The 11793-nt window shown below is 72.9% G+C and carries 12 protein-coding genes; 5 read left to right on the top strand and 7 right to left on the bottom strand.

All coding sequences use genetic code 11. The features are described from left to right. Positions 1 to 548: 548 nt before the first annotated feature. Positions 549 to 1919, bottom strand: a complete 1371-nt coding sequence (locus tag ACFWIS_RS28735) for a hypothetical protein (protein ID WP_380454463.1) — start codon at positions 1917 to 1919, stop codon at positions 549 to 551. A 345-nt stretch (positions 1920 to 2264) separates the two neighbouring features. After that, positions 2265 to 2696, bottom strand: a complete 432-nt coding sequence (locus tag ACFWIS_RS28740) for a hypothetical protein (protein ID WP_380454461.1) — start codon at positions 2694 to 2696, stop codon at positions 2265 to 2267. A gap of 253 nt (positions 2697 to 2949) precedes the next feature. Here ACFWIS_RS28740 and ACFWIS_RS28745 point away from each other — a divergent pair, with 253 nt between their 5' ends. Continuing rightward, positions 2950 to 3282 (top strand): carboxymuconolactone decarboxylase, encoded by a 333-nt coding sequence (locus ACFWIS_RS28745; RefSeq protein ID WP_380454459.1) that lies wholly within the window; start codon positions 2950 to 2952, stop codon positions 3280 to 3282. Positions 3283 to 3770: 488 nt separating this feature from the next. Continuing rightward, on the top strand, positions 3771 to 4157 hold the full coding sequence (locus tag ACFWIS_RS28750; protein ID WP_380454457.1) for a hypothetical protein: 387 nt from the start codon (positions 3771 to 3773) through the stop codon (positions 4155 to 4157). A gap of 17 nt (positions 4158 to 4174) precedes the next feature. Here the strand turns inward: ACFWIS_RS28750 and ACFWIS_RS28755 are convergent, their stop codons facing one another. From ACFWIS_RS28755 to ACFWIS_RS28775, 5 genes are all read right to left on the bottom strand, one after another. Beyond that, positions 4175 to 4969: an HAD hydrolase family protein gene (locus ACFWIS_RS28755; protein WP_380454455.1), complete on the bottom strand. Its 795-nt coding sequence runs from the start codon at positions 4967 to 4969 to the stop codon at positions 4175 to 4177. 2 nt (positions 4970 to 4971) lie between these two features. Further along, positions 4972 to 5388, bottom strand: a complete 417-nt coding sequence (locus tag ACFWIS_RS28760) for a hypothetical protein (protein ID WP_380454453.1) — start codon at positions 5386 to 5388, stop codon at positions 4972 to 4974. Positions 5389 to 5434: 46 nt separating this feature from the next. Beyond that, positions 5435 to 6136 carry an SDR family oxidoreductase gene (locus ACFWIS_RS28765; protein ID WP_380454451.1) on the bottom strand — a complete coding sequence of 234 codons (702 nt, stop codon included), beginning with the start codon at positions 6134 to 6136 and terminating at the stop codon, positions 5435 to 5437. Further along, positions 6129 to 6824 (bottom strand): phosphoribosylaminoimidazolesuccinocarboxamide synthase, encoded by a 696-nt coding sequence (locus tag ACFWIS_RS28770; protein ID WP_380454449.1) that lies wholly within the window; start codon positions 6822 to 6824, stop codon positions 6129 to 6131. The genes ACFWIS_RS28765 and ACFWIS_RS28770 overlap by 8 nt, the downstream gene beginning before the upstream one ends. Before the next feature lie 168 nt (positions 6825 to 6992). Continuing rightward, entirely contained in the window at positions 6993 to 7676 is a 684-nt protein-coding gene (locus tag ACFWIS_RS28775; protein ID WP_380454447.1) for an HAD family hydrolase, read from the bottom strand. 169 nt (positions 7677 to 7845) lie between these two features. On the opposite strand from ACFWIS_RS28775, the gene ACFWIS_RS28780 reads away from it, so the two are divergent. The 3 genes from ACFWIS_RS28780 to ACFWIS_RS28790 all read left to right on the top strand — a co-directional run bounded on the left by ACFWIS_RS28780 (position 7846) and on the right by ACFWIS_RS28790 (position 11671). After that, positions 7846 to 9195 (top strand): aminotransferase class I/II-fold pyridoxal phosphate-dependent enzyme, encoded by a 1350-nt coding sequence (locus ACFWIS_RS28780; protein WP_380454445.1) that lies wholly within the window; start codon positions 7846 to 7848, stop codon positions 9193 to 9195. A 211-nt stretch (positions 9196 to 9406) separates the two neighbouring features. After that, positions 9407 to 10420, top strand: coding sequence for a hypothetical protein (locus ACFWIS_RS28785; RefSeq protein ID WP_380454443.1), 1014 nt, complete (start codon positions 9407 to 9409; stop codon positions 10418 to 10420). Positions 10421 to 10462: 42 nt separating this feature from the next. Then, positions 10463 to 11671: an MFS transporter gene (locus tag ACFWIS_RS28790; RefSeq protein ID WP_380454441.1), complete on the top strand. Its 1209-nt coding sequence runs from the start codon at positions 10463 to 10465 to the stop codon at positions 11669 to 11671. Positions 11672 to 11793 lie beyond the last annotated feature (122 nt).

Genomic DNA, 11793 nt, shown 5'->3' on the forward strand with positions numbered 1-11793 from the left:
AATGTTGATCAGAGCCACTCCTCGTGGCCGCTGCCGCCCCTCCTCCGACGGCTTGTCCGGCTACCGGCAGGTCTTGATCCCGGCCCGGTCGCGAGGCAAGCGCAGCGCGGCCTCTCGCGAGCGTGTTCTCCACCACCGATCCGCACGCCTGGTCGAGAGAGTGGCAGCCCGGGACGCGTGGGCGCTCTCCGAAGCCCACGTTCGGCGGGATCACGATGGGTAACGTACGGGAAGGACCGAGTGGGACCATGACGGCCGGTCCCACCCGCGGCGACAGCCCCAGCGCCTTCGCGGACCGTGACCGGGCCGCTGGGGCGACGGTCCTTCTCCCGTTCGATCGGCGGGCAACCTGCACGCTCTGCCGCCCGCCGCCGGACATGTCCGGGGACCAGCCGGACGTAGCGCACCGGTCCCCAGATCGTCAGGAGCACTGGGTGCCGATTCCCCTCCGCTGCCGACTCGTGGCTCTCGGCTTCGGGCCCGGCCCCACGCCGTCCGCCCTGGTGGCCCGGCCGTTGCCGGCCGGGCCAGGACGACACCGGCCGCGGTCAGGCGTGGGCCGGTGGCGGTCCGCCCGGGGCCGTCGTCGGTGGTGTCCGATCGCCGCCCGGCCCGGTGTCGAGGAACTCCCGGATGGCGAAGGCCAGCGCCACGAAGAAGGTGATCCACAGGACCACGGCCCAGGTCGGGTAGGACCAGGTCGCCAGGATCAGGGCCGCGACGAGCAGGATCACCGCGCCGATCCAGCGCTTGAAGCGGTGCACGAACGGGCCGACGGGGCCGAGCTTCATGCCGAGCGAGTACAGCGCGTCGCGCAGGGAAGTGATGATGCGCCGACAGGCGGTGCGGACGGCGACGGCGGGCTTGGAGGGGCCGATCAGGAAGGCACCGACGGCGGTGACCACGGCCACCGCGCCGACCGCACGGATCGTGGCGCGCATGAAGCGGATGAGGGTGTCGTAGAGCGTTCCCGCGGCCGCCTGGTTCGCGCCCGGCGGCAGGTGGTCGAGGTAGATCGCGCGGAAGACCGTGAGCACGATGCCGAGCAGCAGCATGGCCAGCGCCACCCCGACAGCGGCGCCGACGAGCGCGCGGCGCCGGTTGACGGCCAGGAAGACGCCGCCCGCGGCGATCAGCACGGTGACGACCGGCAGCCAGGCGCCCATGATCTCCAGCAGCCGGAAGTACGTCTTGACCTTGCCGACGTCCTGCGACTGGAAGACCACGAAGTTGGTGTGGACGTCCGGAATCTTCGCGGCCGGGCCCAGACCGGCGTCGACCAGTTCGGTCTTCACCTTCGCGACGATCGGCGCGATGTCGATGGCGACCTGGTTGTTCTCGAGTTTGACGGCGCCACCGCCCTTGCCGGTGAGGGCCTTGTCGAGGGCGGTGTGGACGGCCCGGTTGGCGTCGACCCAGATGGTGGCGAACTGGTCGCTGGTGACGACCTTGTTGACGACCGTGCTCACCAGCTGGGTGAGTCCGCTCTTGATCGGCCCGGTCAGGTTGCCGATCAGACTCGCGGCGTTCGGTGGCACGCCCTGCTCGGCCGCCGCGTCCGAGAGCTGTTTGACCAGCGCGTCGACGTCGATCTGCTCGAGGACGACCTGGGTGACGCGGTTCGTCACGGCCTGCTGGATGTCGGGTTCGGTGGCGAGCGGAGCCATGGTCTGGACGTAGCGGTCGGTATTGCCGACGAAGCCGGATGTCCACACCGCCACCACGGACAGCAAGGACAGCAGGGAGGCGATCACGATCAGCACCGTGGCCCCGGAGGTCCGCCAACGGTGGTGCTCCCGCTCCTTCGGCGCTGCTTCCAGCGCGGCGATGCGGGCGTGCAGCCGGGCGATCTCGGTCCCTTCTGAGCCGGTCCCGGCGGGCGGGGAGGGTGTCGCAGGGCTGCCGGCCGGCGGGGACACCGGGGGCTGCTCGTGCGGTCTCCCTCGGCCCGCACCGCCACTGCTCCCACCGCCGCCTTCGGGGCCTTCGGGATCGGGTTCTGATGGGGTCGACGCCATCGCTTCCTCCTCGAGTGGGTGGCCATCGACCACCGCACGTGCTTCCAGGAGAAGCGAGGTGTCGTGCACGCACCACCCGGATTCGGCCTACGGGTGGATGGTGGGCGCCCGTCCCGTCCCGGGGAACGGCCGGCTGACTCACCGGGCGAAGACGAGGGCGACGCGCGACGAACCCGGGCCGCGGGCGCGGCGCCCGGTCGGGTGGGCGCAGGGCCGGTGGGGTCCGGCCCTGCCGTCACCCGCGCTCTAGGTTCGCACCTCCTCCCGGTGCGTCCCTGCCGTCAGTGCCCAGATGACGGCGACGTCGACGGCGATCAGGACGATGGCCCAGAAGGGGTAGTAGGGCAGCCACAGGAAGTTCGCGATCATGTTCAGGCCTGCGACGATCACGCCGAGTATCCGCGCCCACATCGCGCCGCCGAGGAGCGCGAAGCCCGCCACCAGGATCACGATGCCCAGGATGAGGTGCAGCCAGCCCCATCCGGTGGTGTCGAACTTGTAGACGTAGTTGCCGGTGATGACGTAGCGCTCGTCGTTGACGATGGCACCGATCCCCTCGAAGAGCGCCATCGTGCCACCGAAGATCATCATGCAGGCGGCGAAGAGCGTCCAACCCGTTGCGAACCGCTTCCGACTGACTTCAGTACCAGCCTGTGCTCTGCTGACGTTGCCGGCCATGCTCGGGCTCCTTCGGAGAAAGATGTCGCCCGTTTCCGTGCGACCCGGTCGGAGGCCTCTCCCACCAAGCTGCCACGACCGCGAGACGGCTGCTACTTCGCCGCTCGCCGGTCATGGTCGCAAGGCCTTCCACTCGGGCGGCTCACTCTCCGCGCGCGCGGTCCGGCACCTGCCTACCGTCGGACGGGGCGGCCGAAGGACGCCCCGTCTGGGCGGGAAGCTCAGACCGAGCAGAGCGACACCTGGAGATGTCATGCCCACCACATCGGAAACTCCCGTTCTCGACACCCTCATGGCCATGACCGCCGATTCGATCGAGCGTTGCGGCCTGGCCCCCGACATGCTGATCCCCATCCGGATCGCGGCCCTGGCCGCGATGGACGCACCAGCCGTCTCGTACCTCGCGCACCTCGAACCGGCTCTGCGCGAGCACATGACTGCCAGTCAGCTGCAGGACGTACTGGTCGCGATCGCGCCGATCGTCGGCACGGCCCGGGTGATGTCGGCGGCGACCCACATCACGGAGGCGCTCGGGATCGCCATCGCGGTGGCCGACGCGGGCATCGAGAGCCAGAGCGACAGGTAGGGCGCCGCCTGCGGCGAGTGGGGGTGGCGGGAGGTTGGCGGCGCCCAGGAGGGCGGGGATTCGGCGGAACCGCGGACGGACGCCGACGAGCTGGAATCCGGCCTGGCGCGGGGGGGGCGGCCCGGCGGGCGTCCCGATCGGGCTCCAGCGGGCGCATGTCATCCGGAGTGCGCTCCCTGCGGCGCCGTTTCCGCATCCCGGGCCGGCACCGGGCGGAGTCCGAGCGTGGCCACATGGGCGACCACGACGACCGGCCGCCGAGCCGGTGGACGCGCCGCCGCCGCGCAGTCGGCCCGGGAGCCGGAGCGCCGGGGCGCCACGGGTGAACACCCGCCCGGGCGTCCGCGCGGGCGAGCGAAGGAGTTCGGTCACGAACCGTCGGAGTCCGGCCAGTTCGGGGCGCGGCCGGAGGCGCAGGTGTGACACGCCGGGGGCGCCGGGCACCCTGCGGCCGGACCGACTCGCAGGCACGACGCCAGGAGTGAGAGATGTTCAGCACCGTCCGCGCCGCCCGGATCACCGCCTCCGCCGCCGCCACCGCCCTCGCCGTTAGCCTGGGCGTGGTGGCCGCGCCCGCCGCCTCGGCGGCCGACAACTGCTGGCCCGGGGAGAGCAACCGGTGGTACTGCCACAACGTGCCCGGCGCCGCGGTCTACGGCACCGTCGGCGACAACCACCTCTACCCGGACCCGAACACCGTCGTCGGCTACCTGAACACCGACCCCAGCTGGTTCTACTGCAAGGAGGACAACCAGGCCTGGGTCGGCGGCCCGCACCCGACCCGCTGGCTGATGACCGTCGCGGACAACGGGCGGCTCGGCTTCGTGAAGGACACCGACATCTCCAGCGAGACGGATCCCGTCCCGGACTGCTGAGCGCTCCCGCCGCCGGCTCAGCCCAGCAGTTGGTCCACCAGGTGGGCCACCGCGTGCTCGTCGTTGCTCGGCAGCAGCCGGTCGGCGGCGCTCCGGACGGCCTCGGGGGCGTTGGCCGGGGCGGCGCCGAGGCCCGCGAGCCGGATCATCCCGCAGTCGTTCAGGCCGTCGCCGACGGCGGCGGTCTGGGCGAGGTCCAGGCCGAGGTCGGCCGCGATCCAGGCCAGCACCCCGTGCTTGCCCGTGCCGCGCGGACCGAGCTCCAGGAAGTGCGGTCCGGACGCGGTGACTTCGGCGTCGATACCCACCAACTCCTGTACCGCGCGTACGAGTTCGATACCGAATTGGGCGAACGGGTAGGCCAGCAGCTTCACCACCGGCCGCGCCGACTCCACGCCGCCGCGCCACTCGACGCCGTTCCAGTGCCGGGCCAGTTCCTCCGGGAAGCCTGGCTGGACGACCGTCCCGTCCAGCAGGTCGAAGGCCAGCGCCCAGTCCGGCCACGCCTCCCCGAGGGCAGCCGCGAGCCGGTGCGGCACCGCCGGGTCGAAGACCAGCTGCCGGCTCGGCCGGTGTTCGCCCGGCCGGAACACCAACGCCCCGTTGCCGTGCGCCCAGTAGGCCGAGGGCGGGATGCCCGCCCGGATCGCGGCCGGCACGTCGCGCGGGGGGCGGGCGGTGATCACCGCGACGGTGAGGCCGGCCGCGACCGCCCGGCCGAGCGCGTCCGACACCGCACCGGGAAGCGCGCCGGCGGAGTCCAGCAGGGTGCCGTCGAGGTCGCAGGCGAGCAGGCGGTAACCGTCGGCCATGGTCAGCCCTCCGGGGTTTCCGGGACGAAGGTCAGGGTGAGCCGGGCCAGGCCCGCGCCGGTCACCACGGCCGCCACGTCGGCGGTGCCCGCGTGCCGGCGGGCCGTCGGCTCCTTGCCGAACGGCACCCAGAGCCACTGGGTGTCGACGACCGAGCGCCCGAGGACGTCATCGCCCTCCACCCGGGGGATCCGGTCGGAGAGCCGGGCCGGGATGTCGTGGACGTCGACCGAGGTGACCGCTCCGGACGCGCCGAACCCGACCCACACCACCGTCCGGAAGGACATCAGGGCCGCGTCCGGCCCGTCCGCGTCGGGCAGCAGGTCGGCGGAGAACCGCCGTCGCCCCTCGTCCCATTCGGGCTCGGCCGTGCAGGGTCCGGCCGTGCAGAGTCCGGCCGTGCCGGTATGCGGTTCCACGGTTCCACTCCTGTCGGTCGCAGTTCTTGCACCTTCAGACGTGCGGTCAGACGTACTGGAGGCGATCGAGCCCGACGACAGGTGGGGTGTCCAGCCTGCCGGGTCGGAGTTCGATCTCCCCGAGGACGGTGTCGCGCGGCGTGGACGCCGCCCAGGACACCACTTCGGCGACGGACTCCACGCTCATCTTGTACGCGGAGTGGTCGTCGTCGAAGTTCCGGATCGCTCCGGGGCTGAGCAGGGTGGTGCGCACCCCGTGCCGGCGCTCCTCCATCAGCAGCACCTCGGCCACCTGCTTGAGCGCGGCCTTGGTCGCGCAGTAGGCGACCCCGCCCTCGAACGGCCGGGAGCCCGCGTGCGAGCCCATCAGCACGATGTGCCCCTGGCTGCGGCGCAGCAGCGGCAGCGCGGCCTGGACGAGCCGCAGCGGCGCGGTGAGGTTGACCGCGACGGCCTCGTCCCAGTCCTGCGCGGTGACGTCCGCGACGGCGCCGAAGCCGCGGGCGACGGCGTTGACGACCAGCAGGTCCAGCCGCGGGGCGTCGACCAGCACCCGCTCGGCGGCCAGGGCGACGGCGGCCGGGTCGGCGAAGTCGACGGTGACGGCGTCCTCGTGGTCGTCGCAGGGGGTGCGGTTGAGGCAGCGGACGTGGTACCCGTCGGCGATCAGCCGGCTGCGGACGGCCCGTCCGGTGCCCCGGTTGCTGCCGGTCACCAGGGCGACCGGCGGCCCCGAGGCCTCACCCACCGGAGACCATCTTGATCAGTTCGGCCCAGCGGGCGAGGATGTCCTCCCGGCCGGCGCCCTGCCGGAACATGTCCTTGTCGTAGGGCATGCCGTCGACGGTCTTGAGGCGCATGCAGTCCGGCGAGATCTCGGAGTTGACGACCAGTCCGTGCTCGTCGTCGGACGCGATGACGAGGCAGAAGTCCCAGAGGTCGAGCGGCGCGAGCAGGTCGCGCAGGGCCGCGTTGCAGTCGAGCGCGAGCTGTCGGTGGTGTTCCACGTCGACGCCGAGCAGCCGGAGGTAGTCCTCGCCGATCGGCTGGTCCTCCGGGTCGGTCCGGTAGTCGAACTTGACGACCGGGTGGTCCAGGACCTGCCCCTCCTCGAAGAGGCCGGGGTACTTGCGGATGGTCGAACCGGTCGCCCGGTTCTTGACGATGACCTCGAACGGCGGGGCCGGCCGGTAGTCGGCGAGGTAACTGGTCGGCCCCACCCGCTCACGGAAGACGGTGAGGACACCGCGTTCGGCGAGCCGCGCCGAAACGAATTCGAAGAAGTCGAGACGCAACTCAGCTGTTCCGTCGATGAGTTCGTCACGATCGAAGGTGAAACTCCGGAGCGAGGGAATCATCTCGATCAGGCAGAGGCCCTCGTCGACATGCCAGAGTTTCTTACTCCGCCCCTGGATGTCCGGAGTGCGGGAAGTCACGGAAACCGCGTCTAAGGAGGCCACAGGTCACTCTCAGGAGGTCGGGCACACAACGGTGCCTAGGACTTAAATGATCAGCGGTGCGGCAAGTCTGGCACGGGTGTGACCGGAAAGAAAGGGCCTCCGGTAGGTTTAGAGGAGGCCATGTCATGATCGGGGGGGCTTGGCTCAGAAGTGTTCCAGCAACTCCGCGAAGGTGCGCAGCACGAGCGTCGCCTCCTCGGGCCGGAACTCGTCGTGTTCCAGCACCCAGGTGTGCTCGTGCGGAATGTAGACGGCCTTCAGACCGGCCCGGAGTGCGGGCAGGATGTCGGACTTCGGCGAGTTCCCGATCATCCAGGTGCGCCCGGCCTCCAGGCCCAGATCGGCGGTGAGCTGCCGGTACGTGTCCACGTTCTTCTCGGGCACGATGTGGATGCTGCGGAAGTGGTGGGCGATCCGGGAGGCGTCCACCTTCCGCTGCTGCTCCTCCAGGTTCCCCTTGGTGAGCAGCAGGAGTTCGTGCTCCCCGGAGAGGGTGAGGAGGGTTTCCGCGACGCCCTCGATCAGCTCGACCTGGCGATTGGTCAGAGGGGTGAGGAGTTCCTCCACCCGGTCGTTCTCGGCGTCCGTCGGGATTCGCCCGTTGAGGGACTCCAGGCAGTCCCGCAGGCTCTGCCGGAACATCTCCGCGCCGTACCCGAGGGTGACGGCGTTCTTCGCCTCGATCTCGTCCAGCAACACCCTGGTACGGGTGCGATCCTCGGGCGCGGAGGCCCAGTTCAGAAAGCCGTCGATGACGCGCTCGAAGAGAACGTTGTTCTCCCACAGCGTGTCGTCGGCGTCGAAGACGAGCGTCTGGCCCTTGAGCATCACTGATCCACCTCGAAGTACGTACCGATGACTTGTGCCGACGACCGCTCCGGAGACCGCCCCGGGACCGTGCCGGGGACTGCGCCGGGGAGCCGGTCCCGCGGTTCGGACGTGAGCCGACCGGGCGGACTCCGAACGGGTCCGGAAGCAGTCGTGCAGAATGGTCATCATGCCAGAGCAGCACCGGATTCGCGGGCGTCGAGCCACCGAGATCGCCGCCGACGTCGAGCAGGCGGTCGCCGCCGGACACCTCGCCCCGGGCAGCCCCCTGCCCCCGCTCCGCCGGCTCGCCACCGAGTTGGGCGTGAACCCCAACACCGCCGCGGCGGCCTACCGGCTGCTGCGCGACCGCGGCGTCATCGAGACCGGCGGCCGACGCGGCACCCGGGTGCTGCCCCGGCCCACCCACACCCCGCGCGACCAGCGGCAGTTCGAAGTGCCGGACGGGGTCCGGGACCTGACGGACGGCAACCCCAACGCCGCGCTGCTCCCGCCGCTCGCCGACGCCCTGGCCTTCGCGGCCGACGAGCAGCTGCGCGACCCGGTGCTGTACGGCCGCCCGGCGATGGACCCCGGCCTGCTGGCCATCGCCCGGCGGGAGTTCACCGCCGACGGCCTGCCCGCCGGGTCCACCGCCGTCGCCTCGGGCGCGCTGGACGCGATCGAGCGGGTGCTGCAGACCCGGCTGCGCCCGGGCGACCTGGTCGCCGTCGAGGACCCGGGCTGGGGCAGCCTGCACGACCTGCTCCCGGCCCTCGGCCTGCGGATGACCGGGGTCGGGGTGGACGACGACGGCCCCCGCCCGCAGGACGTCGCGGAGGCGCTGGCGGCCGGCGCCGCCGCCCTGGTGATCACCTCGCGCGCCCAGAACCCCACCGGCGCGACGGTCGGCGCCGCCCGGGCCGCCGAGCTGCGCGCGGTGCTGGCGGACCACCCCGACGTACTGCTGATCGAGGACGACTTCGGGCACGCCATCGCCGACACCCCCTACCACCCGGTGTGCGCGGCGGACGGGCGCCCGATCACGCGGCACTGGACGGTGGTCCGCTCGGTCACCAAACTCCTCGGCCCCGACATGCGGTTGGCCGTGCTGACCGGCGACGCCGACACCGTGGACCGGCTGCGCGGCCGCCAGCGGCTGGGCACCGGCTGGGTCAGCCACGTGCTCCAGCGGGCCGCCGCCCGGCTGCTGGCGGACGCCTCGGTGGACCGCGCCCGGGTGGCCGCCCACTACACCGAGCGGCGCGACGCACTGATCCGCGCGCTGGCCGCGGAGGGCGTGCCGGCGCTGGGGCGCAGCGGCTTCAACGTCTGGATCCCGGTGCGGGACGAGACCTCGGCCGTGGTGGCACTGCTCCAGCGGGGCTGGGCGGTGGCCCCGGGGGCGACCTTCCGGCTGCGCTCCGGCCCCGGACTGCGGCTGACCGTCTCGGGCCTCGCCCTGACGGAGATCCCGGCGCTGGCGGCGGACCTCGCCGCCGCGTTCCGGGTCGATCCGGAGCGCGGGCGGCTGACCTGACGGGGCGCCGGGAGACCCGTAGGCGTTCTTGACAGGGTGGATCGGTGCGAACGATCCTGACGGGCGGATCCGGAGAGAAGTCGGCCGTTCCGCCTCTCCACCGATCCGTTCCCACCGGCCCCGCCCGACCGGACGCCCGGCAGCACCCGCCGGCCGCGCTCGGGCAGGCCGCTCCACGCCCACCCAGCACGGACCGAGGAGTCCGAAGGCCGTGACGTCGATATTCGAGCGCCTGCACGACCACACCCTCGCCGACCTGGGCGCGCTCGACGCGCCCTACGACACCGGCCACCTCTCCCGGACCGCCGTGCTGGCGGGCCGGATCGCCGAGGAGTCGGGGCTCGCCGCGGGCACCGCCCACTGCGCCGCCTACCTGTACCACCGCTTCCGGCTGCCCGGCGCGCGGGACGCCCCGGGCGGCGCCCGGGACACCGCCCTGGACTTCCTGACCCGCTCGGGGGTGCCCGGAAAGCTGCACCCGGAGCTGCTCACGGTGGTCGGGCCGGGCGCCCGGCCCGCCGAAAGCCCGTACGGCGCGGCCGTGCTGGACGCCGAGCGGATCGACGCGATGGGCGCCGCCGGGCTCCAGCGGGCGCTGACCGGGGAGGGCCCGCCCTGGCACCCGGACGACCCGGACCCGGCCGCGGGCCGCCCCCGGCCGGCCCCGCCGGAGCTGTACGAGACGCTGCTCCGGGCCGAGCGCGAGCTGCTGACCGCGCCGGCCCGCCGACTGGCCGCCGACCGGATGGACCTGGTGCACCGGCTGGCCGCCGACTACCGGACGGAGGCCGGGCTGGGCCTCCCGGCGGGCGGGCCCGGCCCCGGCCCGGCGGCCGTGCCCCGGGTGGACTGGGACCCGAAGTCGGGCTTCCTGCAGGCCGTGTTCGACGCCCCGGCGACCGGCCCGCTGGTGCGGATCGGCTACCGCGGCGAGGTCTGGCTGACCTTCGACGAGCGCGACCGGCTGCTCGGCGTCGACCTGCGCGACGCCCCGCCCGCCCTCCTCGCCCTGTTCCCGCCCGGACACCAGCACCGCTACTTCTGGCACAGCACGGCCCGCGGCGACGGGGTGGCGTGCTGGGCGGACCGCCCCACCGGGCACGCCTGGGTCACCGCCGCGCCGGGCCTGGCGCACCACCGCGCGACCGCCGTCACGGACATCGAGGTGGGGGTGCGTACGGACCGTCCGGCGGTGCTCCGTCTTCATGTCCCGGCCAATCCCTGAATCGGTGGGTACACGCGCGTAGATCCCCCTAAGGTGGTGCTCATGAGCTTCCTCGTCTTACTCCGGTCCCCCTCCGTCACCCGTCTGCTGCTGGGCAGTTGGGTGGGGAGGCTGCCCTCCGCGATGGCCGCGCTGACCATCCCGCTGGCGCTGCGCGAGGCCGGGGCGGGGTACGGCTTCGTCGGCGCCGCGGCCGGCTCCTACGCCATCTCGGCGGCGGTCGGCTCACCGCTGCTGGGCCGGCTGGTCGACCGCTGGGGGCAGACCCGCGTCCTGGTGCCGACCGCGCTGCTCGCCGCGGCGGGCTTCCTCGCCATCGCGCTGGCGCCGCACCAGCCCGCCGCCGTGCTGGTCGGCGCCGTGCTCGCGGGCTCCATGACGCCCCCGCTGGAGCCCTGCCTGCGGGTGCTCTGGCCGGCGATCGCCCCCGCCGAGAAGCTGGAGTCGGCCTACGCGCTGGACTCCAGCGCCCAGGAACTCGTCTTCGTGGCGGGCCCCCTGGTGGTCACCGGCAGCGTCGCGATCTGGTCGCCGACGGCCGCGCTGTACGTCCAGGCGCTGCTGGGGCTGTTCGGGGTCGCGGTGGTGGCCAGCGCCCGGCCGTCCCGGGAGTGGCGGGCCGAGGCGCGCTCGACCGACTGGCTCGGCCCGCTGCGCAGCGGCCGGCTGGTCACCCTGCTCAGCGCGCTGACCGGGGTGGGCTTCGCGATCGGCACCCTGAACGTGCTGGTGGTCTCGTACGCGGAGCGCTGGGACGTGCCCGGTGGCGCGCCCTCGCTGCTGGCCCTGAACGCCTTCGGCTCGCTGGCCGGTGTGCTGGTCTACGGCTCGCGCCGCTGGCCGGGCACGCTCGCCAACCGCGGGGTGCTGTTCGCCGCCGGCCTGGTGGTCGGGTACGGGCTGCTGGTGCTGGTGCCGCCGCCGGGCTACATGGTGGTGCTGATGCTGCTCACCGGCGCGTTCCTGGCCCCGATGCTGACCGTCACCTTCGTGCTGGTCGGCGAGTTGGCGCCGCCGGGCACCACCACCGAGGCCTTCGCCTGGCTGGTGACGCTGTTCGCGGCCGGCACCTCGCTGGGTTCGGCGGCCGTCGGCAACGTGCTGGCGCACACCAACGAGCACTGGGCGGCGCTGTGCGGCACCGCGGGCGCCCTGGTCACCCTGACCATCCTGGCGCTCGGCCGCAAGGGCTTCGCCACCGCCCCGGCGGCCGCCCCGGCCCCGGCCGCCGCGGAGGCCGCCCAGCACTGAGGCCGACCGGCACTGAGACCGACCGGCACGTGGTGAGTGGTCGCGACGCCGTTCACCACGTGCCGGTCGGTCTGAACCACGGCGACGACGAACGACGGTGGGCCTCCGGGATTCCGGAGGCC

Origin of the sequence: Kitasatospora sp. NPDC127060, from assembly GCF_042724935.1 — a bacterium.
In the GTDB taxonomy this organism is placed as follows: domain Bacteria; phylum Actinomycetota; class Actinomycetes; order Streptomycetales; family Streptomycetaceae; genus Kitasatospora.

Excerpts from the sequence above, each read along its gene's own strand:
- ACFWIS_RS28740 (WP_380454461.1), bottom strand. The coding sequence starts at position 2,696 with ATGGCCGGCAACGTCAGCAGAGCACAGGCTGGTACTGAAGTCAGTCGG.
- ACFWIS_RS28745 (WP_380454459.1), top strand. The coding sequence starts at position 2,950 with ATGCCCACCACATCGGAAACTCCCGTTCTCGACACCCTCATGGCCATG.
- ACFWIS_RS28750 (WP_380454457.1), top strand. The coding sequence starts at position 3,771 with ATGTTCAGCACCGTCCGCGCCGCCCGGATCACCGCCTCCGCCGCCGCC.
- ACFWIS_RS28755 (WP_380454455.1), bottom strand. The coding sequence starts at position 4,969 with ATGGCCGACGGTTACCGCCTGCTCGCCTGCGACCTCGACGGCACCCTG.
- ACFWIS_RS28775 (WP_380454447.1), bottom strand. The coding sequence starts at position 7,676 with ATGCTCAAGGGCCAGACGCTCGTCTTCGACGCCGACGACACGCTGTGG.
- ACFWIS_RS28780 (WP_380454445.1), top strand. The coding sequence starts at position 7,846 with ATGCCAGAGCAGCACCGGATTCGCGGGCGTCGAGCCACCGAGATCGCC.
- ACFWIS_RS28790 (WP_380454441.1), top strand. The coding sequence starts at position 10,463 with ATGAGCTTCCTCGTCTTACTCCGGTCCCCCTCCGTCACCCGTCTGCTG.